General features: G+C 68.0%; 23 protein-coding genes and 1 tRNA gene. 18 read left to right on the forward strand and 6 right to left on the reverse strand.

Translation table 11 applies throughout. The annotated features are described in order from the left end of the window. Positions 1-3 precede the first annotated feature (3 nt). Positions 4-636 carry an NAD(P)-dependent oxidoreductase gene (locus ACWD5F_RS42720; protein ID WP_451261576.1) on the reverse strand — a complete coding sequence of 211 codons (633 nt, stop codon included), beginning with the start codon at positions 634-636 and terminating at the stop codon, positions 4-6. 116 nt (positions 637-752) lie between these two features. Between ACWD5F_RS42720 and ACWD5F_RS42725 the strand changes: the two genes are divergently transcribed. Further along, the gene (locus tag ACWD5F_RS42725) at positions 753-1,349 is read left to right on the forward strand and encodes a TetR/AcrR family transcriptional regulator (RefSeq protein WP_451261577.1); all 597 of its coding nucleotides are present in this window, start codon (positions 753-755) and stop codon (positions 1,347-1,349) included. A gap of 8 nt (positions 1,350-1,357) precedes the next feature. On the opposite strand, the gene ACWD5F_RS42730 is transcribed toward ACWD5F_RS42725, so the two are convergent. Both ACWD5F_RS42730 and ACWD5F_RS42735 read right to left on the reverse strand, forming a co-directional pair. After that, on the reverse strand, positions 1,358-2,395 hold the full coding sequence (locus ACWD5F_RS42730; protein WP_451261578.1) for an adenosine deaminase: 1,038 nt from the start codon (positions 2,393-2,395) through the stop codon (positions 1,358-1,360). 141 nt (positions 2,396-2,536) lie between these two features. After that, positions 2,537-3,763 (reverse strand): pyridoxal phosphate-dependent aminotransferase, encoded by a 1,227-nt coding sequence (locus tag ACWD5F_RS42735; RefSeq protein WP_451261579.1) that lies wholly within the window; start codon positions 3,761-3,763, stop codon positions 2,537-2,539. Between the two features lie 282 nt (positions 3,764-4,045). On the opposite strand from ACWD5F_RS42735, the gene ACWD5F_RS42740 reads away from it, so the two are divergent. From ACWD5F_RS42740 to ACWD5F_RS42795, 12 genes are all read left to right on the forward strand, one after another. Continuing rightward, positions 4,046-4,118, forward strand: a tRNA-Trp gene (locus ACWD5F_RS42740). 108 nt (positions 4,119-4,226) lie between these two features. Continuing rightward, positions 4,227-4,511, forward strand: coding sequence for a preprotein translocase subunit SecE (gene secE, locus ACWD5F_RS42745; RefSeq protein ID WP_401714058.1), 285 nt, complete (start codon positions 4,227-4,229; stop codon positions 4,509-4,511). Positions 4,512-4,591: 80 nt separating this feature from the next. After that, positions 4,592-5,440 carry a transcription termination/antitermination protein NusG gene (gene nusG / locus ACWD5F_RS42750; protein WP_401714056.1) on the forward strand — a complete coding sequence of 283 codons (849 nt, stop codon included), beginning with the start codon at positions 4,592-4,594 and terminating at the stop codon, positions 5,438-5,440. A 101-nt stretch (positions 5,441-5,541) separates the two neighbouring features. Continuing rightward, complete coding sequence (locus ACWD5F_RS42755; RefSeq protein WP_451261580.1) at positions 5,542-5,964, forward strand: hypothetical protein; 423 nt, start codon at positions 5,542-5,544, stop codon at positions 5,962-5,964. A 120-nt stretch (positions 5,965-6,084) separates the two neighbouring features. Beyond that, on the forward strand, positions 6,085-6,519 hold the full coding sequence (gene rplK / locus ACWD5F_RS42760) for a 50S ribosomal protein L11 (RefSeq protein WP_030359033.1): 435 nt from the start codon (positions 6,085-6,087) through the stop codon (positions 6,517-6,519). An 82-nt stretch (positions 6,520-6,601) separates the two neighbouring features. Then, on the forward strand, positions 6,602-7,327 hold the full coding sequence (rplA, locus tag ACWD5F_RS42765; RefSeq protein ID WP_123998331.1) for a 50S ribosomal protein L1: 726 nt from the start codon (positions 6,602-6,604) through the stop codon (positions 7,325-7,327). 167 nt (positions 7,328-7,494) lie between these two features. Continuing rightward, the gene (locus tag ACWD5F_RS42770; RefSeq protein ID WP_451261581.1) at positions 7,495-8,436 is read left to right on the forward strand and encodes a hypothetical protein; all 942 of its coding nucleotides are present in this window, start codon (positions 7,495-7,497) and stop codon (positions 8,434-8,436) included. Further along, complete coding sequence (locus ACWD5F_RS42775; RefSeq protein ID WP_451261582.1) at positions 8,433-9,263, forward strand: LppX_LprAFG lipoprotein; 831 nt, start codon at positions 8,433-8,435, stop codon at positions 9,261-9,263. The genes ACWD5F_RS42770 and ACWD5F_RS42775 overlap by 4 nt, the downstream gene beginning before the upstream one ends. 285 nt (positions 9,264-9,548) lie before the next feature. Beyond that, on the forward strand, positions 9,549-10,079 hold the full coding sequence (gene rplJ / locus ACWD5F_RS42780; RefSeq protein WP_280878475.1) for a 50S ribosomal protein L10: 531 nt from the start codon (positions 9,549-9,551) through the stop codon (positions 10,077-10,079). Between the two features lie 123 nt (positions 10,080-10,202). Next, positions 10,203-10,583, forward strand: coding sequence for a 50S ribosomal protein L7/L12 (rplL, locus tag ACWD5F_RS42785; protein ID WP_280878730.1), 381 nt, complete (start codon positions 10,203-10,205; stop codon positions 10,581-10,583). Between the two features lie 553 nt (positions 10,584-11,136). Continuing rightward, on the forward strand, positions 11,137-14,622 hold the full coding sequence (gene rpoB, locus ACWD5F_RS42790) for a DNA-directed RNA polymerase subunit beta (RefSeq protein ID WP_401714049.1): 3,486 nt from the start codon (positions 11,137-11,139) through the stop codon (positions 14,620-14,622). Positions 14,623-14,722: 100 nt separating this feature from the next. Continuing rightward, positions 14,723-18,622, forward strand: a complete 3,900-nt coding sequence (locus ACWD5F_RS42795; protein WP_123998326.1) for a DNA-directed RNA polymerase subunit beta' — start codon at positions 14,723-14,725, stop codon at positions 18,620-18,622. Positions 18,623-18,683: 61 nt separating this feature from the next. On the opposite strand, the gene ACWD5F_RS42800 is transcribed toward ACWD5F_RS42795, so the two are convergent. The 3 genes from ACWD5F_RS42800 to ACWD5F_RS42810 all read right to left on the reverse strand — a co-directional run bounded on the left by ACWD5F_RS42800 (position 18,684) and on the right by ACWD5F_RS42810 (position 20,041). After that, positions 18,684-18,977, reverse strand: a complete 294-nt coding sequence (locus tag ACWD5F_RS42800) for a hypothetical protein (protein ID WP_401714047.1) — start codon at positions 18,975-18,977, stop codon at positions 18,684-18,686. A 40-nt stretch (positions 18,978-19,017) separates the two neighbouring features. Then, the gene (locus tag ACWD5F_RS42805; RefSeq protein ID WP_451261583.1) at positions 19,018-19,347 is read right to left on the reverse strand and encodes a hypothetical protein; all 330 of its coding nucleotides are present in this window, start codon (positions 19,345-19,347) and stop codon (positions 19,018-19,020) included. A 253-nt stretch (positions 19,348-19,600) separates the two neighbouring features. Then, the gene (locus ACWD5F_RS42810; RefSeq protein ID WP_451261584.1) at positions 19,601-20,041 is read right to left on the reverse strand and encodes a helix-turn-helix domain-containing protein; all 441 of its coding nucleotides are present in this window, start codon (positions 20,039-20,041) and stop codon (positions 19,601-19,603) included. A 217-nt stretch (positions 20,042-20,258) separates the two neighbouring features. Here ACWD5F_RS42810 and ACWD5F_RS42815 point away from each other — a divergent pair, with 217 nt between their 5' ends. The 5 genes from ACWD5F_RS42815 to fusA all read left to right on the forward strand — a co-directional run bounded on the left by ACWD5F_RS42815 (position 20,259) and on the right by fusA (position 25,066). Then, positions 20,259-21,002 carry a hypothetical protein gene (locus tag ACWD5F_RS42815; protein ID WP_451261585.1) on the forward strand — a complete coding sequence of 248 codons (744 nt, stop codon included), beginning with the start codon at positions 20,259-20,261 and terminating at the stop codon, positions 21,000-21,002. Positions 21,003-21,255: 253 nt separating this feature from the next. Further along, positions 21,256-21,720: a DUF1707 and DUF4190 domain-containing protein gene (locus tag ACWD5F_RS42820; RefSeq protein ID WP_401714429.1), complete on the forward strand. Its 465-nt coding sequence runs from the start codon at positions 21,256-21,258 to the stop codon at positions 21,718-21,720. 332 nt (positions 21,721-22,052) lie between these two features. Next, positions 22,053-22,424 (forward strand): 30S ribosomal protein S12, encoded by a 372-nt coding sequence (rpsL, locus tag ACWD5F_RS42825; RefSeq protein ID WP_003948652.1) that lies wholly within the window; start codon positions 22,053-22,055, stop codon positions 22,422-22,424. Positions 22,425-22,426: 2 nt separating this feature from the next. Then, entirely contained in the window at positions 22,427-22,897 is a 471-nt protein-coding gene (gene rpsG / locus ACWD5F_RS42830; protein WP_007384059.1) for a 30S ribosomal protein S7, read from the forward strand. Between the two features lie 39 nt (positions 22,898-22,936). Beyond that, complete coding sequence (gene fusA / locus ACWD5F_RS42835; protein WP_401714039.1) at positions 22,937-25,066, forward strand: elongation factor G; 2,130 nt, start codon at positions 22,937-22,939, stop codon at positions 25,064-25,066. The last annotated feature ends 44 nt before the right edge of the window (positions 25,067-25,110 follow it).

Raw genomic sequence — 25,110 nt, forward strand, 5'->3', positions numbered from 1 at the left:
ACCTCAATACGCCACCCCCACCCCCTGCTTCACCGCCCCCGGATCCCCGGTCATCGCCAACATCGCGTGCGCCACATCCGCCCGCCCGATGAACCGCCCCTTGGCAGGGAAACCGCCGACCACCGTCCGGTACACCCCCGTGACCGGCTTGTTCTGCAGCCGCGGCGGCCGCACGACCGTCCAGTCCGTGGCGCTACGGCCCAACTCGGCCTCCATCGCGCCCAGGTCGGCGTAGACATCCTTCAGAAGCGCCGTGACGATCCGTCGTGCCGTGCGGTCGACGAGACCCTCCGCCGCGGGCGCCGGACCCACCGGACCCGCGCTCACCACGACGAGCCGCCGTACCCCCGTCGCGTCCATCGCGCCCAGCACCGTACGCGTGAGCCGGGCCGTGACTCCGGCCTCCTTGCGGGTGCGCGCGCCCAGCCCCGACAGGACCGCGTCCCGGCCGGCCACGGCGGCCCGCACCTCCTCCGGGTCGGTCAGCTCCGAGCGGACCACCTCGAGCTGCTCACCGGCCGCCGCCAGCCGCGCCGGATCCCGTACCACCGCGGTGACCCGGTGCCCCGAATCCAGGGCCTGCCGGACGATCTCCTGGCCGATGCCTCCCGTGGCACCGAAGACGGTGAGGTGCATGGCTCCTCCTGTGATCGTGTGGTGGTGCTCGCGTGGTGGGTGAGTATTCACTCACCCCTGCCTCTCCCTAGAATGGGTAAGCACTCACTCACCCGTCAAGCCCGATTGGCCGTGCCATGGAGAAGAAGCCCGCCCGCGTCCGTCTCCTCGACGCCGCTCACGAACTGATGCTCACCGTCGGGCTGGCCCGTACCACCACCAAGGAGATCGCCAAGGCGGCGGACTGTTCCGAGGCGGCGCTCTACAAGTACTTCGACAGCAAGGAAGACCTGTTCATCCGCGTCCTCACGGAGCGGCTGCCGCAGTTGACGCCCCTGCTGAGCAGCCTGGTCGCCGAGCCCGGCCGGGGCACACTGACGGAGAACCTCACCGAGATCGCCCGCCGGGCCGCCCTCTTCTACGAGCAGAGCTTCCCGATCGCCGCCTCGCTGTACGCGGAGACCCAGCTCAAGCGCCGGCACGACGACGCGATGAGGGAGATCGGTGCGGGGCCGCACCGGCCCATCGAGGGCCTGGACGCCTACCTGCGAGCCGAACAGGCCGTCGGCCGCGTCCGCCCCGACGCCGACACCTTCGCCGCCGCGTCCCTGCTCCTCGGCGCGTGCGCCCAGCGCGCGTTCGCGTACGAGGCGACCGCGCAAGGCGTACGGCCGCCGGTCGACGAGTTCGCCGCGCGGCTGGCCCGCACCCTGCTCGCCGGGATCGCGGACTGACCCCGCCGCTACACGCCCTGCGCCAGCCAGTCGTCGACCCCCGCCAACAGCTTCGCCTTCACATCCGCCGGCGCCGCCGAACCCCGCAGCGACTGCCGAGCCAGCTCCGCCAACTCCTCGTCCGTGAAGGCGTGATGGCGGCGCGCGATCTCGTACTGGGCGGCCAGCCGCGAGCCGAAGAGCAAAGGATCATCCGCCCCCAGAGCCATCGGGACCCCCGCCTCGTACAGCGTGCGCAGCGGCACGTCCTCGGGCTTCTCGTAGACGCCCAGGGCGACGTTCGAGGCGGGGCACACCTCGCAGGTGATGCCCCGCTCGGCGAGGCGCTTCAGCAGCCGCGGGTCCTCGGCCGCGCGCACCCCGTGACCGAGTCGGTCGGCGTGCAGGTCGTCGAGGCAGTCCCGCACCGACGACGGCCCGGTCAGTTCGCCGCCGTGCGGAGCGGACAGCAGTCCGCCCTCCCGCGCGATGTGGAAGGCCCGGTCGAAGTCCCGTGCCATGCCCCGGCGTTCGTCGTTCGAGAGGCCGAAGCCGACCACGCCCCGGTCCGCGTACCGCACCGCGAGCCGGGCCAGCGTGCGCGCGTCCAGCGGGTGCTTCATCCGGTTCGCGGCGACCAGCACCCGCATCCCCAGACCCGTCTCGCGGGAGGTCGTCTCGACCGCGTCCAGGATGATCTCCAGCGCCGGGATCAGCCCGCCCAGGCGCGGTGCGTACGACGTCGGGTCGACCTGGATCTCCAGCCACCCGGAGCCGTCCTTGACGTCCTCCTCGGCGGCCTCGCGCACCAGCCGCCGGATGTCGTCCGGCTCCCGCAGACACGACCGCGCGGCGTCGTACAGGCGCTGGAAGCGGAACCAGCCCCGTTCGTCCGTCGCCCGCAGTCTCGGCGGTTCCCCGCTGGTCAGCGCCTCGGTCAGGGCGTCGGGCAGACGGACGCCGTACTTGTCGGCCAGTTCCAGCACGGTCGCCGGCCGCATCGACCCGGTGAAGTGCAGATGCAGATGGGCCTTCGGCAGCTCAGAGACATCACGTACACGCTCCATTCGAGGATCCTGCCGTACCGCGGAGGCCTCCCGATACCGGATTCCCCGTACGTGGTCTTGCTCGCACGCAGAAACGGGCCGCCTCCCGCAGGGGAGACGGCCCGTCACGCGCGCGTGGAGCGCGAAAACGTCAGTCCAGCGTCAGTCCTGCGCCTCGGCCAGCAGCTTCTGGATCCGGCTGACGCCCTCGACGAGATCCTCGTCACCCAGGGCGTACGACAGCCGCAGATACCCGGGGGTGCCGAAGGCCTCGCCCGGGACGACCGCGACCTCGACCTCCTCGAGGATGAGCGCGGCCAGCTCGACCGAGTCCTGCGGGCGCTTGCCGCGGATGTCCTTGCCGAGCAGCGCCTTGACCGACGGGTACACGTAGAAGGCGCCCTCGGGCTCCGGGCAGACCACGCCGTCGATCTCGTTCAGCATCCGCACGATCGTCCTGCGGCGGCGGTCGAAGGCCTCCTTCATCTTCTCCACGGCGGAGAGATCACCGGAGACGGCGGCCAGCGCGGCGACCTGGGCCACGTTGGAGACGTTCGACGTGGCGTGCGACTGGAGGTTCGTCGCGGCCTTGACGACGTCCTTGGGGCCGATGACCCACCCGACCCGCCAGCCGGTCATCGCGTACGTCTTCGCGACACCGTTGACGACGATCGTCTTGTCGGCCAGCTCCGGTACGACCACCGGGAGCGAGTGGAACTCCGCGTCGCCGTACACGAGGTGCTCGTAGATCTCGTCCGTCAGGACCCACAGGCCGTTGTCGGCGGCCCAGCGGCCGATCTCCTCGATCTGCGCGCGCGTGTAGACCGCGCCGGTCGGGTTCGAGGGGGAGACGAAGAGGAGGACCTTCGTGTTCTCGGTGCGCGCCGCCTCCAGCTGCTCGACCGAGACCCGGTAGCCCGTCGTCTCGTCCGCGACGACGTCCACCGGGACACCGCCGGCCAGCCGGATCGACTCCGGGTACGTCGTCCAGTACGGCGCCGGGACGATGACCTCGTCGCCCGGGTCGAGGATCGCGGCGAAGGCCTCGTAGATGGCCTGCTTGCCGCCGTTGGTCACCAGGATCTGGGACGCCTCGACCTCGTAGCCGGAGTCGCGCAGCGTCTTCGCGGCGATCGCGGCCTTCAGCTCGGGCAGACCGCCGGCCGGCGTGTAGCGGTGGTACTTCGGGTTCTTGCAGGCCTCGACGGCCGCCTCGACGATGTAGTCCGGGGTCGGGAAGTCGGGTTCGCCGGCGCCGAAGCCGATCACCGGACGCCCGGCGGCCTTGAGGGCCTTGGCCTTGGCGTCGACAGCGAGGGTGGCGGACTCGGAGATCGCGCCGACTCGGGCGGAGACCCGGCGCTCGGTGGGAGGGGTTGCAGGGCTCATGGGCCCCATCGTTTCAGACCGGAAACGCCACCGGCACGCGGGTTTCACAGACTGAACATGTAGCGGTCGGCCACTGAACACCCGTCCGGAATCACGCGGTGGCCAGGTGATCTTCCGTCGGTTTTCCGGCGATCTTCCTCCGCCAAGGCCCCTACGGGCGCTTTCTGTTCGACGGGGCGCCCCGGACCACGTACACTCTCACCTCGTTGGCCATCAACTGCCGCGCCGTGGAAGGTGCACTCCGAGCACCCGGTCGGATGCGGTACGTTGGGGGACGCGCAAAGGGTCGTAGCTCAATTGGTAGAGCACCGGTCTCCAAAACCGGCGGTTGGGGGTTCAAGTCCCTCCGGCCCTGCTACACACACCTTCGCCAGGATGTGTGTGCATGTACGTACAGTAGTGCACAGCCGTGCGGCTCATACCGGGCGCGGCACGGCCACGACCCGGGAACAGGTGAGGACGAATGGCGGACGCCGTGGGCTCCATCGACACGCCTGGTGCCCAGGACGAGGCGCAGGAGACGAAGAAGACCCGAAAGGGCGGCAAGCGGGCCAAGAAAGGTCCGTTCAAGAGGCTTGGCCTCTTCTACCGTCAGGTCGTCGCCGAGCTGCGCAAGGTCGTCTGGCCCACACGCAACCAGCTGACGACGTACACGACCGTGGTCATTGTCTTCGTCGTCATCATGATCGGCCTGGTGACCGTGATTGACTATGGGCTCAGCCACGCCGCCAAGTACGTCTTCGGCTGAGTCTAGAGCGAAGGGCGCCGAGGTAACCGGCGCCCCTTTCGCATGTTCCACCCCTATGTATCCAGGAAGAAGCAGCCATCGTGTCTGACCCGAACCTGAACGACGCCGCCGTCGAGCCCGATGAGTCGGTCGATGACGAGCTCGACATCGTCGAGGGCTCGGACGAGCAGGACGAGTTCGAGGCTGCCGAGGCCGAGGCGGGCGAGCCCGCCGAGGAAGCCGCGCTGCACGTCGAGGACGAGGACGAGAGTGCCGAGGACGCGTCCGACGAGGACGCCGAGGACGAGCTCGTCGAGGAGGAGCCCGAGCCGGTCGACCCGGTCGAGGCCCTCCGCCAGGAGCTGCGCGCGCTGCCCGGCGAGTGGTACGTCATCCACACCTACGCCGGTTACGAGAACCGCGTGAAGACCAACCTCGAGCAGCGTGCCGTCTCGCTGAACGTCGAGGACTTCATCTTCCAGGCCGAGGTGCCGCAGGAAGAGGTCGCGCAGATCAAGAACGGCGAGCGCAAGACGATCAAGCAGAACAAGCTCCCGGGCTACGTCCTGGTCCGCATGGACCTGACGAACGAGTCCTGGGGCGTCGTCCGCAACACCCCCGGCGTCACCGGCTTCGTGGGCAACGCCTACGACCCGTACCCGCTGACCCTGGACGAGATCGTCAAGATGCTCGCGCCGGAGGCCGAGGAGAAGGCCGCCCGTGAGGCCGCCGAGGCCGAGGGCAAGCCCGTTCCGCAGCGCAAGGTCGAGGTCCAGGTGCTGGACTTCGAGGTCGGCGACTCGGTCACCGTCACTGACGGCCCGTTCGCGACGCTCCAGGCGACCATCAACGAGATCAACCCCGACTCGAAGAAGGTCAAGGGCCTGGTCGAGATCTTCGGCCGCGAGACGCCGGTCGAGCTCTCCTTCGACCAGATCCAGAAGAACTGACGCACGCGGGTCCGTTGACCGACACAGACAGAGAGAGCGCCCTGAGCCGGGCGGCAGTCACGCCACGGCTCGGGCGCTCTCGTCGTTTTCTGCTCGCCGGAGTGTTCCTGCTGATCGGGGCGGTCGTCTCGGCCTGCGCCGCCTACGTGGGCGTGACCCAGTGGGCGCAGGTCTCCTCGCTCCAGCGGGACGGGGTCCGCGCGGTCGGCGTCTTCCACAACGAGGGCGCGGCCAACTGCTGGCGTCACCGCTGCTGGGCCGAGTTCGAGCTCGACGGGAAGAAGGTGGAGGCCGATCTGCCGGCCCTCACCGCCGCCAAGAAGAACAAGGTCTCCCGCGAGGGCGAGCCGATCACCATCCGGTACCGGCCCTCGGACCCGACGGTGGCCGCCGAGGAGGGCGGGCTCGGCCAGGTGGGCGCCATCACCGCGCTCATCGGCATGTTCGGGGCCGGGTTCCTGATCGCGGGGCTGGTCCAACTGGTGGTCGCGAGCCGGGACCGTACCCCCGCGCAGCCTTCCTGACCTCGCCGATTTCATGCCGGGGGAGGTCATCGGCTACCGTGGTGCGGTATGCCATCTGCCGGATGATTCATCCAATTGATGCAGCTGGTAACCAACTCTCAGTAAGGACCCGGAGAGAGCATGCCTCCCAAGAAGAAGAAGGTCACGGGGCTCATCAAGCTCCAGATCCAGGCCGGCGCGGCCAACCCGGCTCCGCCGGTCGGCCCCGCGCTGGGTCAGCACGGCGTGAACATCATGGAGTTCTGCAAGGCGTACAACGCCGCGACCGAGTCGCAGCGTGGCTGGGTGATCCCGGTGGAGATCACGGTCTACGAGGACCGTTCCTTCACCTTCATCACCAAGACGCCGCCGGCCGCCAAGATGATCCTCAAGGCCGCGGGTGTGGAGAAGGGCTCCGGCGAGCCGCACAAGACCAAGGTCGCCAAGATCACTCAGGCGCAGGTCCGCGAGATCGCCACCACGAAGATGCCCGACCTCAACGCCAACGACCTGGACGCCGCGTCGAAGATCATCGCCGGCACCGCCCGTTCCATGGGCATCACGGTCGAGGGCTGAGCCCCACCCCCCGTTCCACCGCAGAAGTGGCAGGGCCTGCTCGGTCCGGACCACGACTCCTCAAGACTCACCAGGAGAAGAAGTGAGCAAGCGCAGCAAGTCTCTCCGCGCTGCGGACGAGAAGATCGACCGGGACAAGCTCTACGCCCCGCTCGAGGCCGTCCGTCTCGCCAAGGAGACCTCCACCTCCAAGTTCGACGGCACCGTCGAGGTCGCCTTCCGCCTGGGTGTCGACCCGCGCAAGGCCGACCAGATGGTCCGTGGCACCGTGAACCTTCCGCACGGCACCGGTAAGACCGCCCGGGTCCTGGTCTTCGCGACCGGTGACCGTGCCGAGGCCGCGACCGCCGCGGGCGCCGACATCGTCGGCTCCGACGAACTCATCGACGAGGTGGCGAAGGGCCGGCTGGACTTCGACGCCGTCGTCGCCACCCCGGACCTCATGGGCAAGGTCGGCCGCCTGGGCCGCGTGCTCGGCCCCCGTGGCCTCATGCCGAACCCCAAGACCGGCACGGTCACCCCGGATGTCGTGAAGGCTGTCAACGACATCAAGGGCGGCAAGATCGAGTTCCGCGTCGACAAGCACTCGAACCTGCACTTCATCATCGGCAAGGCGTCCTTCGACGACACCAAGCTGGTGGAGAACTACGGCGCCGCGCTGGAGGAGATCCTCCGTCTGAAGCCGTCCGCCGCCAAGGGTCGCTACATCAAGAAGGCCGCGATCAGCACCACGATCGGCCCCGGCGTTCCGGTCGACCCGAACCGCACCCGCAACCTCCTCGTCGAGGAGGACCCGGCCGCCGTCTGAGCCGAGCGCTCACCCCGGTAGCCGCGTCAGGGACGCGACAAAAGCACGACGGGCTCCGCAACCTTCACGGGTGCGGGGCCCGTCCTTTGTGTGTGCGGATATTTCCGTACGGCTGTCAGTGCCCTGAGCTACCGTCGGGACACAGCAAACGCTTAGGGGTGGGACGAATGAAGAGCACGACCGTGCGCCGGATGGCCCTGTCGATCGCGGTGGGGACCGCTCTGGCGGGGGTGGCCGCCTGCGGTTCCTCGGACTCCGGCGGCGGGTCCGCCAAGGACGACAACGCGGCCGGCAAGGGCAGCGCCCGGTTCAGCCCGATAGCCGCCCTGCGCACCGCCGAGAAGTCCACCGACGGCGCCGACTCCGCCAAGGTCGAGTCCACGACGTCCATGGGCTCCGTGATGTCGATGACCGCCGACGGCGCCCTCGGCTGGGCCGACGGTCTCACCGGCAACCTCGTCATCACGTACACCGGCGGCACGATGGCCGACACCATGCGCCAGCTCGGCACCACGTCGATGCAGGCCCGCTATCTGCCCGACGCCTACTACGCGAAGATGGGCGAGCAGTTCGCCCAGCAGGCCGGCGGCAAGCACTGGATCCGGTACGGCTACGACGACCTCGCGGACCTCGGGGGCAGCTCCGGTGCCTACCTCAAGGACCAGATGCAGAACACGACCCCGAACCAGTCGGTGAAGCTCCTGCTGGCCTCCGGGGACGTCAAGAAGGTCGGCACCGAGAAGGTGCGCGGCGTGCAGACCACGCACTACTCGGGCACGGTGGACGTGGCCGATCTGGCCCGCAAGAACTCCAGCCTCACCGCGAGCCAGCTGGCGGGCCTGAAGAAGCAGCTCACCCAGGCCGGCGTCAGCACCGAGACCGTGGACATCTGGGTCGACGGCAAGGACCTGCTGGTCAAGAAGGTCGAGAAGGGCCAGATGACGGCCGGCGAGTACACGCAGACCGCGTACTACAGCGACTACGGCACGAAGGTGTCCGTCAGCGAGCCGGCGGCGAGCGACACCGAGGACTTCAAGGACCTGCTGAAGAAGCAGGGCATGACACCGGGCAGCGGCGACACCGCCAGCGGCTCCGGCTCCAGCTCTTGAGATCGGCGGTCGGGGCGGGCGCGGTCGGAGCGACCGGGCTCGCCCTGCTGCTGTGCGCGGGCTGCGCGGGCGGCAGCGCTGGCGCGGGCGGGTCCTCGGACTCGTCCGCCGCCGCGGCCGTCGCCCGGGCGGTCAGGGCGACCGAGGGCGTCTCGTCGGTGCACTACCGGACCAGCGGGCGGATACCGGAGCAGGGGCGGGTCGAGACCGAGGCGTCCGTCGCCGCGAAGCCGGCCCGGGCCCGCATGGTCACCAGCAGCAGGGACGACGGCAACTCCACGGAGGCCGAACTGCGCCTGGTCGACGGGGTGTTGTACCAGAAGGCGACCGACAACGGCGTGGCCCAGCAGGCGCACGGCAGACACTGGGCGGACTTCGGTTCAGAGGCCAAGTTCACCGCGGCCGGCGGACTGAGGATGGACGTCGGTGGCCTGCGCGACCAGGTCGGGCAGAACCCGGCCCGGGACGCGGCCTTCCTGGCGGCCGCCGACGACGTACGGCGGACCGGCACCGAGACCGTCGCGGGCACCCGCACCACGCACTACACGGGAACGGCGACCCTCGACGGCCTCCGCGACTCCGTGACCGGGAAGGCGAAAGCGGACCTCGCGCAGTACGAGAAGCTGGGCGTCGACGAGCTCACCCTCGATGTGTGGGTGGACGGCGACGACCACGTCAGGCGGCTGCGCACCCAGGGCTTCGGACGGCACGGGGAGCTCGATCTCACCGTCACGCTCCTCGACTTCGGCAAGCCGGTGACGGTGCGGGCACCGGCCGCCGACGACACGGTGGACGTGCCCGAGGCGGTCAAGGAGTCGCGGGGCTGAGCACCGTAGGAGCGGATTTGCTTGACAGGGATGCGGTCCCGTACTCTCCAGGAGAAGCCAAAGACCGCTGGTCGTTGCCGGGCTCTCGGAAGAGGGTTCGGTGGCCGAAGGATCCGCTGAACTGCGGACGACCCGCGCAGGTGACACTGTGGAAGTACTCCCGGAGTCTGCTGCCCAACAGCTGCTGAATCCGGTCGAGTTACGCCCCGTGCGCCTGCGCCGGGGCGTTTCGTATTCCTCAGCCCCTTCTGAGCGGTCCAACACCCGGAAGGAGGCCGACGCTCTATGGCAAGGCCCGACAAGGCTGCCGCGGTAGCCGAGCTGACGGAGCAGTTCCGCAGCTCGAACGCCGCCGTGCTGACCGAGTACCGGGGTCTCACCGTGGCGCAGCTCAAGACGCTGCGTCGTTCGCTCGGTGAGAACGCCCAGTACGCCGTGGTGAAGAACACGCTGACCAAGATTGCGGCCAACGAGGCCGGGATCTCCACGCTCGACGACCTGTTCAACGGTCCGACGGCGGTCGCCTTCGTCACCGGTGACCCGGTGGTGTCGGCGAAGGGTCTTCGTGACTTCGCCAAGGACAACCCGAACCTCGTCATCAAGGGCGGTGTCCTTGACGGCAAGGCGCTGTCCGCCGACGAGATCAAGAAGCTCGCGGACCTCGAGTCCCGCGAGGTTCTGCTCGCCAAGCTGGCGGGTGCCTTCAAGGGCAAGCAGACCCAGGCTGCTCAGGTCTTCCAGGCGCTCCCCTCGAAGTTCGTCCGCACCGCGGAGGCGCTTCGTGCCAAGCAGGCCGAGCAGGGCGGTGCCGAGTAACTCGGCTCGCGAAATGACCGCCGCCTGAGGCTCCGCGCCCCGAGGCAACGGTCGTAGCGGGCCGAACGTACGCCCGCCAGACATGTACACACCCGGCACCAGCCGAATTAGTGAAGGGAAGCCATCGTGGCTCTCACCCAGGACGAACTGCTCGCCGAGTTCGAGACGATGACCCTCATCCAGCTTTCCGAGTTCGTGAAGGCGTTCGAGGAGAAGTTCGATGTCACCGCCGCCGCCGCGGTCGCCGCCGCCCCCGCCGCTGCTGCCGCCGCCGTTGAGGCCGAGGCCGAGCAGGACGAGTTCGACGTCATCCTCACCGGCGCCGGCGAGAAGAAGATCCAGGTCATCAAGGTCGTGCGTGAGCTGACCTCGCTGGGCCTGAAGGAGGCCAAGGACCTCGTGGACGGCGCCCCGAAGCCCGTCGTCGAGAAGGTCGCCAAGGAGGCCGCCGAGAAGGCTGCCGAGTCCCTCAAGGCCGCCGGCGCCTCCGTCGAGGTCAAGTAACACCTTCGAGGCCCCCTGGGCCTCCGCGCGCGGACGCGGCCCGATCGGGCTGTAACGCGAGAGCACCGAAGAGCGATCATCCATCCGGGTGGTCGCTCTTCGGCGTTACGGGGAGGCGGGCCACGGTTGCCTTGCACCCGCTGTGGCGGCGGGTATGGTGATCTTCGTCGTGTCTCCCGCGCACCGGGTTTGCGCAGAGGGGCCTTGACGAACCGCACGGAGCGCGCAATTCTCAGGACGCGTCGCCAGAACGGTCCGAATCCGAGGCATGGATCGGCGACGAAGAGGGCAGTATCAACGTGCGTTGAAGGCAGGCATGGCGCAGGCGTTGAGGACAACGAGGGTCTCAGAAAATGGGGACTGGACATCAGTGTGCCGAGTGGCTACACTGACCCTTTGCGCTGCCTGTTAGCTGTCCCCTGCCCGTCACCAGGGGTCTGCCCTCACCTGAGCACCGATGACCGAAGCCCCTTTGAACTGGGGTTTCTGTCTCCGTGGCCGGGGAGGGACCGGGGAGCGCGTAGTGAGTCCGAGCCCTCGGAAGGACCCCCTCTTGGCCGCCTCGCGCACTGCCTCGACCGCGAATACGAACAACGCTGCCAGCACCGCCCCGCTGCGCATCTCTTTTGCAAAGATCAAGGAGCCCCTCGAGGTTCCGAACCTTCTTGCGCTGCAGACCGAGAGCTTCGACTGGCTGCTCGGCAACGACGCGTGGAAGGCTCGAGTCGAGGCGGCTCTGGATTCCGGTCAGGACGTCCCCACCAAGTCCGGTCTGGAGGAGATCTTCGAGGAGATCTCCCCGATCGAGGACTTCTCCGGGTCGATGTCGCTGACCTTCCGCGACCACCGTTTCGAGCCGCCTAAGAACAGCATCGACGAGTGCAAGGAGCGCGACTTCACGTACGCGGCTCCGCTCTTCGTCACCGCCGAGTTCACGAACAACGAGACCGGCGAGATCAAGTCCCAGACCGTCTTCATGGGTGACTTCCCCTTGATGACGAACAAGGGCACCTTCGTCATCAACGGCACCGAGCGTGTCGTGGTGTCGCAGCTGGTCCGCTCGCCGGGTGTCTACTTCGACTCCTCCATCGACAAGACGTCCGACAAGGACATCTTCTCCGCCAAGATCATCCCGTCCCGGGGTGCCTGGCTGGAGATGGAGATCGACAAGCGCGACATGGTCGGTGTCCGTATCGACCGCAAGCGCAAGCAGTCCGTCACCGTTCTCCTGAAGGCTCTCGGCTGGACCACCGAGCAGATCCTCGAGGAGTTCGGCGAGTACGAGTCGATGCGCGCCACCCTGGAGAAGGACCACACCCAGGGCCAGGACGACGCGCTGCTCGACATCTACCGCAAGCTGCGTCCGGGCGAACCGCCGACCCGTGAGGCCGCGCAGACGCTGCTCGAGAACCTCTACTTCAATCCCAAGCGCTACGACCTGGCCAAGGTCGGCCGCTACAAGGTCAACAAGAAGCTGGGTGCGGACGCTCCGCTGGACGCGGGCATCCTGACCGTCGAGGACATCATCTCGACGATCAAGTACCTGGTGAAGCTGCACGCCGGTGAGACCGAGACGGTCGGCGACAGCGGCGGCTCCATCGTCGTCGAGACCGACGACATCGACCACTTCGGCAACCGTCGTCTGCGCAGCGTCGGCGAGCTCATCCAGAACCAGGTCCGCACGGGTCTGGCTCGTATGGAGCGCGTCGTGCGTGAGCGCATGACGACCCAGGACGTCGAGGCGATCACGCCGCAGACCCTGATCAACATCCGGCCGGTCGTCGCCTCCATCAAGGAGTTCTTCGGCACCAGCCAGCTGTCGCAGTTCATGGACCAGAACAACCCGCTGTCGGGTCTCACCCACAAGCGCCGTCTGTCGGCGCTCGGCCCGGGTGGTCTCTCCCGTGAGCGGGCCGGCTTCGAGGTCCGTGACGTGCACCCCTCGCACTACGGCCGCATGTGCCCGATCGAGACCCCTGAAGGCCCGAACATCGGTCTGATCGGTTCGCTCGCCTCCTACGGCCGCGTCAACGCGTTCGGTTTCGTGGAGACGCCGTACCGCAAGGTCGTCGACGGTCAGGTCACCGACGAGGTGGACTACCTGACGGCCGACGAAGAGGACCGATTCGTCATCGCGCAGGCCAACGCCACGCTCAACGACGAGATGCAGTTCACCGAGGCCCGGGTCCTCGTCCGCCGCCGTGGCGGCGAGGTCGACTACGTCGCCGGTGACGACGTGGACTACATGGACGTCTCGCCGCGCCAGATGGTGTCGGTCGCGACCGCCATGATCCCGTTCCTCGAGCACGACGACGCCAACCGTGCCCTGATGGGCGCGAACATGATGCGTCAGGCCGTTCCGCTCATCAAGAGCGAGGCCCCGCTCGTCGGCACCGGCATGGAGTACCGCTCCGCCGTCGACGCCGGTGACGTGGTCAAGGCCGAGAAGTCGGGTGTCGTCCAGGAGGTCTCCGCGGACTACATCACCACCGCCAATGACGACGGCACGTACATCACGTACCGCCTGGCCAAGTTCGCCCGCTCCAACCAGGGCACCTCGGTCAACCAGAAGGTCATCGTCAACGAGGGCGACCGGATCATCGAGGGCCAGGTCCTGGCCGACGGTCCGGCCACCGAGAACGGCGAGATGGCGCTGGGCAAGAACCTGCTCGTGGCGTTCATGCCGTGGGAGGGTCACAACTACGAGGACGCGATCATCCTGTCGCAGCGCCTCGTGCAGGACGACGTCCTCTCCTCGATCCACATCGAGGAGCACGAGGTCGACGCCCGTGACACCAAGCTCGGCCCCGAGGAGATCACCCGGGACATCCCGAACGTCTCCGAGGAGGTCCTCGCCGACCTCGACGAGCGCGGCATCATCCGGATCGGTGCCGAGGTCGTCGCCGGTGACATCCTCGTCGGCAAGGTCACGCCCAAGGGCGAGACCGAGCTGACCCCCGAGGAGCGCCTGCTCCGCGCGATCTTCGGTGAGAAGGCGCGCGAGGTGCGCGACACCTCGCTGAAGGTGCCGCACGGCGAGATCGGCAAGGTCATCGGCGTCCGCGTCTTCGACCGCGAGGAGGGCGACGAACTGCCGCCCGGCGTCAACCAGTTGGTCCGGGTGTATGTTGCGCAGAAGCGCAAGATCACCGACGGCGACAAGCTGGCCGGCCGCCACGGCAACAAGGGCGTCATCTCGAAGATCCTGCCGATCGAGGACATGCCGTTCCTGGAGGACGGCACCCCGGTCGACATCATCCTCAACCCGCTGGGTGTCCCGTCCCGAATGAACCCGGGACAGGTCCTGGAGATCCACCTCGGCTGGCTCGCCAGCCGCGGCTGGGACGTCTCCGGCCTCGCGGACGACTGGGCGCAGCGCCTCCAGGTCATCGGCGCCGACCAGGTCGCGCCGGGTACCAACGTCGCGACCCCGGTCTTCGACGGTGCCCGCGAGGACGAGATCTCCGGTCTCTTCGAGGCCACGATCCCCAACCGCGACGGCGACCGGCTGGTCCAGCCCTCCGGCAAGGCCAACCTGTTCGACGGCCGCTCCGGCGAGCCGTTCCCGAAGCCGATCTCCATCGGCTACATGTACATCCTCAAGCTGCACCACCTGGTCGACGACAAGCTGCACGCGCGTTCGACCGGTCCGTACTCGATGATCACCCAGCAGCCGCTGGGTGGTAAGGCCCAGTTCGGTGGCCAGCGCTTCGGTGAGATGGAGGTGTGGGCGCTGGAGGCTTATGGCGCCGCGTACGCCCTCCAGGAGCTGCTGACCATCAAGTCCGACGACGTGACCGGCCGCGTGAAGGTCTACGAGGCCATCGTCAAGGGCGAGAACATCCCCGAGCCCGGCATCCCCGAGTCCTTCAAGGTGCTCATCAAGGAGATGCAGTCCCTGTGCCTCAACGTGGAGGTGCTGTCCTCGGACGGCATGTCCATCGAGATGCGCGACACCGACGAGGACGTCTTCCGCGCTGCGGAGGAGCTTGGCATCGACCTGTCCCGGCGTGAGCCGAGCAGCGTCGAAGAGGTCTGACGGGAGTCCGGCCGAAGGTCCTGGTGAGGAATCTTCGGCCGGCCCCTGGACCCCCGTATCAGACCCCATGACTTACAACCCTGAGAGGGATTGACGCATAGTGCTCGACGTCAACTTCTTCGATGAGCTCCGGATCGGTCTGGCCACCGCTGACGACATCCGTCAGTGGAGCCACGGCGAGGTCAAGAAGCCTGAGACCATCAACTACCGCACCCTCAAGCCCGAGAAGGACGGACTCTTCTGCGAGAAGATCTTCGGTCCGACCCGGGACTGGGAGTGCTACTGCGGCAAGTACAAGCGCGTTCGCTTCAAGGGCATCATCTGTGAGCGCTGCGGCGTCGAGGTGACCCGCGCCAAGGTGCGCCGTGAGCGGATGGGCCACATCGAACTGGCCGCCCCCGTCACGCACATCTGGTACTTCAAGGGTGTCCCGTCGCGACTGGGCTACCTGCTCGACCTCGCCCCGAAGGACCTCGAGAAGGTCATCTACTTCGCGGCGTACATGATCACGTTCGTCGACGAGGAGCGCCGCACCCGCGACCTGCCCTCCCTGGAGGCGCACGTCTCCGTGGAGCGTCAGCAGGTCGAGAACCGGCGTGACTCCGACCTCGAGGCCCGCGCCAAGAAGCTCGAGGCCGACCTGGCCGAGCTGGAGGCCGAGGGCGCCAAGGCCGACGTGCGCCGCAAGGTGCGCGAAGGTGCCGAGCGGGAGATGAAGCAGCTGCGCGACCGTGCGCAGCGCGAGATCGACCGCCTGGACGAGGTGTGGACCCGGTTCAAGAACCTCAAGGTCCAGGACCTGGAGGGCGACGAGCTCCTCTACCGCGAGCTGCGTGACCGCTTCGGCACGTACTTCGACGGCTCGATGGGTGCCGCGGCGCTGCAGAAGCGCCTGGAGTCCTTCGACCTCGACGAAGAGGCCGAGCGGCTTCGCGAGATCATCCGCACCGGCAAGGGCCAGAAGAAGACCCGTGCGCTGAAGCGGCTGAAGGTCGTGTCTGCCTTCCTGCAGACCTCCAACAGCCCCAAGGGCATGGTCCTCGACTGCGTCCCGGTCATCCCGCCGGACCTTCGCCCGATGGTGCAGCTGGACGGTGGCCGCTTCGCGACCTCCGACCTGAACGACCTGTACCGCCGTGTGATCAACCGCAACAACCGCCTGAAGCGCCTTCTCGACCTCGGTGCGCCCGAGATCATCGTGAACAACGAGAAGCGCATGCTCCAGGAGGCCGTCGACGCGCTCTTCGACAACGGCCGTCGTGGCCGCCCGGTGACGGGCCCCGGCAACCGTCCGCTGAAGTCGCTGTCCGACATGCTCAAGGGCAAGCAGGGTCGCTTCCGTCAGAACCTGCTCGGCAAGCGCGTGGACTACTCGGCGCGTTCCGTGATCGTCGTCGGTCCGCAGCTGAAGCTGCACCAGTGCGGTCTGCCGAAGGCCATGGCGCTGGAGCTCTTCAAGCCGTTCGTGATGAAGCGCCTGGTCGACCTGAACCACGCGCAGAACATCAAGAGCGCCAAGCGGATGGTCGAGCGCGGCCGCACGGTCGTGTACGACGTCCTGGAAGAGGTCATCGCGGAGCACCCGGTTCTGCTGAACCGTGCGCCCACGCTGCACCGCCTCGGCATCCAGGCCTTCGAGCCGCAGCTGGTCGAGGGCAAGGCCATCCAGATCCACCCGCTCGTCTGCACCGCGTTCAACGCGGACTTCGACGGTGACCAGATGGCCGTGCACCTGCCGCTCTCCGCGGAGGCGCAGGCCGAGGCCCGCATCCTGATGCTGTCCTCGAACAACATCCTCAAGCCCGCCGACGGTCGTCCGGTGACGATGCCGACCCAGGACATGGTCCTCGGTCTGTTCTTCCTCACCACCGACGGCGAGCTGCGGAACGTGAAGGGCGAGGACCGCTCCTTCGCGTCCGTCGCCGAGGCCATCATGGCGTTCGACGCCGGCGAGCTCTCGCTGCAGTCGCGCGTGGACATCCGCTTCCCGGTGGGCACCATCCCGCCGCGCGGCTGGACCCCGCCGGCGCAGGAGGAGGGCGAGCCGGAGTGGCAGCAGGGTGACAGCTTCCGGCTGAAGACGACCCTGGGCCGCGCGCTCTTCAACGAGCTGCTGCCCGAGGACTACCCGTTCGTCGACTACGAGATCGGCAAGAAGCAGCTCTCGGAGATCGTCAACGACCTCGCCGAGCGCTACCCCAAGGTCATCGTGGCGGCGACGCTCGACAACCTGAAGGCGGCCGGCTTCTTCTGGGCGACCCGTTCCGGTGTCACCGTGGCCATCTCCGACATCGTCGTGCCGGACGCGAAGCGCGCGATCGTCAAGGGCTACGAGGACCAGGACGAGAAGGTCCAGAAGCAGTACGAGCGTGGTCTGATCACCAAGGAAGAGCGCACGCAGGAGCTCATCGCGATCTGGACCAAGGCGACCAACGAGGTCGCCGAGGCGATGAACGCGAACTTCCCGAAGACCAACCCGGTCTCGATGATGGTGAACTCGGGCGCACGAGGCAACATGATGCAGATGCGTCAGATCGCCGGTATGCGTGGTCTGGTGTCGAACGCCAAGAACGAGACGATCCCGCGTCCCATCAAGGCGTCCTTCCGTGAGGGCCTGTCCGTGCTGGAGTACTTCATCTCCACGCACGGTGCCCGTAAGGGTCTGGCGGACACCGCCCTGCGTACCGCCGACTCGGGTTACCTCACCCGTCGTCTGGTCGACGTCTCGCAGGACGTCATCATCCGCGAGGAGGACTGCGGCACCGACCGTGGCCTCAGGCTCCAGATCGCGGAGGTCGGCGCGGACGGCGTGCTGCGCAAGGCCGACAACGTCGAGACCAGCGTGTACGCCCGTGCGCTGGCCGAGGACATCACCGTCGACGGCAAGGTGCTGGCCCCGGCCAACACCGACCTCGGCGACGTCCTCATCGACGAGCTGGTCAAGCACGGTGTCTCCGAGGTCAAGACCCGCTCGGTCCTGACCTGTGAGTCCGCCGTCGGCACCTGCGCCATGTGCTACGGCCGCTCGCTGGCCACCGGCAAGCTGGTCGACATCGGTGAGGCGGTCGGCATCATCGCCGCCCAGTCCATCGGTGAGCCCGGTACCCAGCTGACGATGCGTACCTTCCACACCGGTGGTGTGGCCGGTGACGACATCACCCAGGGTCTGCCCCGTGTCGTCGAGCTCTTCGAGGCTCGTACGCCGAAGGGTGTCGCCCCGATCTCCGAGGCCCAGGGCCGCGTGCGGATCGAGGAGACCGAGAAGACCAAGAAGATCGTCATCACCCCGGACGACGGCAGCGACGAGACGGCGTTCCCGATCTCCAAGCGCGCCCGTCTGCTGGTCAGCGAGGGCGAGCACGTCCAGGTGGGCCAGAAGCTCACCGTGGGTGCCACCAACCCGCACGACGTGCTGCGGATCCTCGGTCAGCGCGCGGTCCAGGTCCACCTGGTCGGCGAGGTCCAGAAGGTCTACAACTCGCAGGGTGTGTCGATCCACGACAAGCACATCGAGATCATCATCCGGCAGATGCTGCGCCGGGTGACGATCATCGAGTCGGGCGACGCGGAGCTGCTGCCCGGCGAGCTGGTCGAGCGTTCGAAGTTCGAGACCGAGAACCGTCGTGTGGTCCAGGAAGGCGGCCACCCGGCCTCCGGCCGTCCGCAACTGATGGGTATCACCAAGGCCTCGCTGGCGACGGAGTCCTGGCTGTCGGCCGCCTCCTTCCAGGAGACGACCCGAGTGCTGACGGACGCGGCGATCAACGCCAAGTCCGACAGCCTCATCGGCCTCAAGGAGAACGTCATCATCGGTAAGCTCATCCCGGCCGGTACGGGTCTGTCCCGCTACCGCAACATCCGGGTCGAGCCCACCGAAGAGGCCAAGGCCGCGATGTACTCGGCCGTCGGCTACGACGACATCGACTACTCGCCGTTCGGCACCGGCTCCGGCCAGGCCGTCCCGCTGGAGGACTACGACTACGGTCCGTACAACCAGTAAGGCGTACGTCTGCTGAAGGGCGGTCACCTCGCTTCGCGCGGGGTGGCCGCCCTTCGGCATGTCAGCGGGCGGTGAGCTGGACGAAGGTCACGACCGCGGTGGCGATCGCGGCCAGGACGCCGATGCTGGCGAGCGGCCAGCGGGAGCGCTCCAGCGACTCCACGCGCCGCTCGTGGTCGGCGAGTTGCCGGTCGGTCTGGTCGCAGCGCTGGACCACGAGCGCGAGCGAGCCGTCGACCCGGGCGAGGCGGGAGTCCAGGGAGCCGCGCAGGCGCTCCAGCTCCAGTGCGACGGCGAGCGAGTCGGTCTGGTCAGGGTCGGTGCCGGCCTGGTTCCGCGAGTTGGCGGGGCCCACGTTGCGTCATCTCCTTGGGGGTCTGTTCGGTACGGCCGTCTCAGGGCCGTTCGGTGTCCGGGTGGGGGCGGGCCGGCTGGGGGCCGGAGAGGGGCGGGAAGGGGAGGACCGTCGCGTCGGCGGGGGTGCCGTGGCGGGGCCCCGGCTGTGTTGCCGCCTCCGCCCTGCGGCGCTCGTCGTGTTCGCCGCGGTCCCGCCAGCCCTGGCCGTACGCGGTGAACTCCCGGCGCTCGATCTCCGTCCGTGTGGTGATCACCAGGTCCGGCGGAATCGGACGGCCCTTGAGGTGTGCGGCAAGGGCCCGTCGTAGCTCGGCGCTTGTCCCGGCCTCGTCGGTCTCGTTCCGTTCCGTGTCGTCGTCCCTGGTCATGAGGCCCTCGTATCCCTCCGTACCGTGCGGACCCTCGCTCGGTTCCACTCCGTTCGAATCGAACAAGTGAGCGATAGCTGTTCGCAGGGTACTCCACGCGTGTGCCCGCGCGGGGGAGAAACGGAAGCGATCACCTCCGGTGGGGGTTCGGGGTGCGGACATGCGAAACGGCGGACCGTCACCCGGTGTCCGGGTACAGCTCCGCCGCTGTGTCTACTGTGACATGTTGCGATCGCGCTCGCAACTAGTTGGCTCAGTCGGCCGCGAGCGTCCCGGCGCCGCTCTCGTCCGGCAGGAACTGCTCGACCACCCGTACGAACATGTCCCGCCGGTCGGCCGGTACGCCCAGCAGCTCCGCGACCTCCTCGGGCGTGGGCCGGCGGCCGGGCTCGGCGCCCGCGGCGGGGAAGGGCGCTCGCTCCTGCGGGTCGGCCAGCTCCTCGGCGGTCAGCCGTCCCGAGCGGATGAGCAGGTCGCGCACCGGCACCCCGAGCACGCGGGCGAGCCGGCGCGTGGTCTCCAGGTCAGGCATGCTCTGCCGGTGCAGCAGGCGGGTGACGGCGGCGCGGTGGACGCCCGCCTCGTCCGCGATCCGCGATTTGCCGCCGCCGCGCGGACTGTCGATGTCGTAGCCGCGGTCGCGCATCAGGCCCTCGACCCATGTGGCGAACGCGTCCAGATCCGGACTGGTCATCTGTCTGCTCGCTTCCCTAGGCGGGGACGTCCAGTTTGCTTGCGCGCGCGGTACTACGTGCGCTCGTGCAAGCAATGAGTATAGAGGCGCGGGTGTCGGATGGGCAGAGTGGCCGGAACTAGATTGCGTGCGCACGCGCAACATGTCAGGGTGGACGGCCCCTGAAAGCCCCCTGCTCCTTCCCCTTTCCCCCTTTTCTCCCGGACCGAGAGAGGCCATGGCTCCCATCACCCCCGCCACGCCCGCCAACCCCACCGCCCAGGCCGCCCGCTGGATCGACCGGCTGCTCCAGCAGCTCCCCGAACTGGTGGCGGAATTAGCCCCGGGCCGCCCGGCACCGGCCCACCGCCTTGCCTCCCCGCCGTCGACCGGCCACGGCACCGCCCCGATCCGCGTTCACGTCTCCGACGCCCTCCGTGACATCACCGACGGCGTGTTCGAACTGGAGGAGGCCGTGTGCGACCGCCTCGGCCTGCCCCGGCCGCACCGCGCGTCCGTGCCCGAGCGGCTCCGGCGTATCGCCGCGCTCCTCGACGGCATCGCCGCCGACCCCGTGCTGGCCGCGCACGTGCGCGACGAGAGCCGGCGGCTGGCCCGGCGGTGCGCGCGGGCGCTGGGGGACACCGAGACCGTCGTACGGGTCTCCGGGCGCTGCCCCCGGTGCGACTCCGTCTCGCTGCGCGACTTTCCCGAGCGGGGTGCCGTCCTCTGTGTGAACCCCGGGTGCCCGGCCGGCCCGGAGCGGCGGCAGGGGCGGGACGAGGCGGTTCCGGGTGCCCTCGCCGCCCGGGAGGTCGGGGTCGCGCCCGCGACCGTCCGCAAGTGGGTCCAGCTCGGCCGGCTTCAGGTGGCCGGGCGGGCGGGTCGGGCGCGGCTCTTCCGGCTGGAGGACGTGTTCGCGGCCGAACGCGCGGCGCGGAGCGGCTCGCGGGGCCGGGGTGATTCGGGCGACGCACCCTGACGGCAGGGCGTCCGATGCCGCATCATGGAGGAACCTCGGGGGGTTCGGGAGGTGCTCGGTGTCTCAACCGTCGTGGCAGCCGTGGCAGGACAAGGACGAGTCGTCGGCCAACGGCACGCCGTACGACACACCGGGGAGAGACGCGTCCCGGCCGAACTCCCACTCGCACCTTCAGCCCCAGCCGTACTTCCAGCCCCAACCTTCTCCGTATTTTCAGCCGTGGCAGACCCCCGTCGCCCACACCGCCTCCGCCATGCTCGCCTCGCACGCCGACCGCGAGCGGGCCGTGGACGTGCTCAGGGCGGGGTTCGGGGAGGGGCGGCTGGAGAAGGGGGAGTTCGACCGGCGGGTGGAGCGGGTGTACGCGGCCCGGACCGTCGGGGAGCTGGCGCTGCTCGTGGCCGACCTGCCGCTGGGTCCCGTACCGCAGCCGGCGCCCGTCACCGTCGTACCGCGGACGTTTCTGCCCCAGCCGGTGCCGCGGACGAACGGGAAGGCGGTGGGGGCCGCCATCTGTGGGGTGCTGTGTCTGCCGACCTTCGGGCTGACCGGGATACCGGCGGTGGTGCTCGGGCACACGGCGCGTACGGAGATCCGGCGGACCGGCGAGAGCGGCGACGGGCTCGCGTTGACCGGGCTCGTCCTGGGCTGGCTCTCCACGGCGGGCTGGGCGCTGCTGCTGACGCTGATGATTCTGGTGGGTGTCACCACCGGATGACGGCCCGATGACGACCTGGCCCGGCGTGTGCGGAATGTGAAATCGAAGATCGACTACGGCGTAGGGGCTTGACACCGGAGGCCCGGCACTGTTGGTGCCGTCCATTTGTTTTGACCGCAGCGTATGAGCTAGGTACCCTCGGACCTTGTGCCTGGGGTGTGCCCTGGCCCTTGTGCGTGCCTTCGAACCGTACTCGGACCGTGAGCGGCCACCGCAATCTGCGCTCTTACTGCCTGGCGGCGGAAGTCTGCAGCATTCGACACACCCGACCGCGTGGGTCGGCGACGTTCCAGGTTAGCTTCACCATTCGGCACACAGAAACCGGAGAAGTAGTGCCTACGATCCAGCAGCTGGTCCGGAAGGGCCGGCAGGACAAGGTCGAGAAGAACAAGACGCCCGCACTCGAGGGTTCCCCTCAGCGTCGTGGCGTCTGCACGCGTGTGTTCACGACCACCCCGAAGAAGCCGAACTCGGCCCTGCGTAAGGTCGCGCGTGTGCGTCTGACCAGCGGGATCGAGGTCACCGCTTACATTCCGGGTGAGGGACACAACCTGCAGGAGCACTCCATCGTGCTCGTGCGCGGCGGCCGTGTGAAGGACCTGCCCGGTGTTCGCTACAAGATCATCCGCGGCTCCCTTGACACCCAGGGTGTCAAGAACCGCAAGCAGGCCCGCAGCCGCTACGGCGCCAAGAAGGAGAAGTAAGAATGCCTCGTAAGGGCCCTGCCCCGAAGCGCCCGGTCATCATCGACCCGGTCTACGGTTCTCCTCTTGTCACCTCCCTGATCAACAAGGTGCTGCTGAACGGCAAGCGCTCCACCGCCGAGCGGATCGTGTACGGCGCCATGGAGGGCCTGCGCGAGAAGACCAGCAACGACCCGGTCATCACGCTCAAGCGCGCGCTGGAGAACATCAAGCCCACGCTTGAGGTCAAGTCCCGCCGTGTCGGTGGCGCCACCTACCAGGTGCCGGTCGAGGTCAAGCCCGGCCGCGCCAACACGCTGGCGCTGCGCTGGCTGGTCGGTTACTCCCGCGCCCGTCGCGAGAAGACCATGACCGAGCGTCTGCTCAACGAGCTTCTGGACGCTTCGAACGGCCTCGGCGCGGCCGTCAAGAAGCGCGAGGACACGCACAAGATGGCCGAGTCCAACAAGGCCTTCGCGCACTACCGCTGGTAGTCGCTACCCACATCGAGACCGAGAGAAGACCGAAGCCTTATGGCTACTACTTCACTTGACCTGGCCAAGGTCCGCAACATCGGGATCATGGCCCACATCGACGCGGGCAAGACGACCACCACCGAGCGGATCCTCTTCTACACCGGCGTCAGCTACAAGATCGGTGAAGTCCACGACGGCGCCGCCACCATGGACTGGATGGAGCAGGAGCAGGAGCGTGGCATCACGATCACCTCTGCTGCCACCACCTGTCACTGGCCGCTTGAGGACGACGACTACACGATCAACATCATCGACACCCCCGGGCACGTCGACTTCACCGTCGAGGTGGAGCGTTCGCTCCGCGTCCTCGACGGCGCCGTCACCGTGTTCGACGGCGTGGCCGGTGTCGAGCCGCAGTCCGAGACGGTGTGGCGTCAGGCCGACCGTTACGGCGTGCCGCGCATCTGCTTCGTGAACAAGCTGGACCGTACGGGCGCCGAGTTCCACCGCTGCGTGGACATGATCTCGGACCGCCTGGGCGCCGTGCCGCTCATCATGCAGCTGCCGATCGGTGCCGAGGCCGACTTCAAGGGCGTCGTGGACCTGGTCCGCATGAAGGCGCTCGTGTGGTCCGCCGAGGCCGCCAAGGGCGAGATGTACGACGTCGTCGACATCCCGGCCACGCACACCGAGGCTGCCGAGGAGTACCGCGGCAAGCTGGTCGAGGCGGTCGCGGAGAACGACGACGAGATCATGGAGCTGTTCCTGGAGGGCCAGGAGCCCACCGAGGAGCAGCTGTACGCCGCGATCCGTCGTATCACCATCGCGTCCGGCAAGTCCGACGGCATCACGGTCACCCCGGTGTTCTGTGGCACCGCGTTCAAGAACAAGGGCGTCCAGCCCCTGCTCGACGCGGTCGTGCGCTACCTGCCGACCCCCCTGGACGTCGAGGCCATCGAGGGCCACGACGTCAAGGACCCCGAGGTCGTCGTCAAGCGCAAGCCGTCCGTGGACGAGCCGCTGTCCGCGCTCGCGTTCAAGATCATGAGCGACCCGCACCTGGGCAAGCTCACCTTCGTCCGGGTGTACTCGGGCCGCCTGGAGACCGGCACCGCGGTGCTGAACTCCGTCAAGGGCAAGAAGGAGCGCATCGGCAAGATCTACCGCATGCACGCGAACAAGCGTGAGGAGATCGAAGCGGTGGGCGCCGGCGACATCGTCGCCGTCATGGGCCTGAAGCAGACCACCACCGGTGAGACGCTGTGCGACGAGAAGCAGCCGGTGATCCTGGAGTCCATGGACTTCCCGGCGCCGGTCATCCAGGTCGCCATCGAGCCCAAGTCCAAGGGCGACCAGGAGAAGCTGGGTGTCGCCATCCAGCGTCTCGCGGAGGAGGACCCCTCCTTCCACGTCCACTCGGACGAGGAGACGGGCCAGACCATTCTCGGCGGTATGGGCGAGCTGCACCTCGAGGTGCTGGTCGACCGTATGAAGCGCGAGTTCAAGGTCGAGGCCAACGTCGGCAAGCCGCAGGTCGCGTACCGCGAGACGATCCGCAAGAGCGTCGAGCGTCACGACTACACCCACAAGAAGCAGACCGGTGGTACCGGTCAGTTCGCCAAGGTGCAGATCGCGATCGAGCCGATCACCGAGTCGGACGGCCCGGCGTACGAGTTCGTGAACAAGGTCACCGGTGGCCGTATCCCGCGGGAGTACATCCCGTCGGTGGACGCCGGTGCGCAGGAGGCCATGCAGTTCGGCATCCTGGCCGGCTACGAGATGACGGGCGTCCGCGTCATTCTTCTCGACGGCGGCTACCACGAGGTCGACTCCTCCGAGCTCGCCTTCAAGATCGCCGGCTCGCAGGCCTTCAAGGAGGCCGCCCGCAAGGCCAGCCCCGTGCTGCTCGAGCCGATGATGGCCGTCGAGGTCACCACGCCCGAGGACTACATGGGTGAGGTCATCGGCGACATCAACTCCCGCCGTGGTCAGATCCAGGCCATGGAGGAGCGTGCCGGTGCCCGCGTCGTGAAGGGCCTCGTGCCCCTCTCGGAGATGTTCGGCTACGTCGGCGACCTCCGCAGCAAGACCTCGGGTCGCGCAAGCTACTCGATGCAGTTCGACTCCTACGCCGAGGTTCCCCGGAACGTCGCCGAGGAGATCATCGCGAAGGCCAAGGGCGAGTAACACACCCCGTTTACACGCTTTAGGCTTGACACCGACCGCCGGGG

The organism is Streptomyces sp. NPDC002499, from assembly GCF_053595415.1.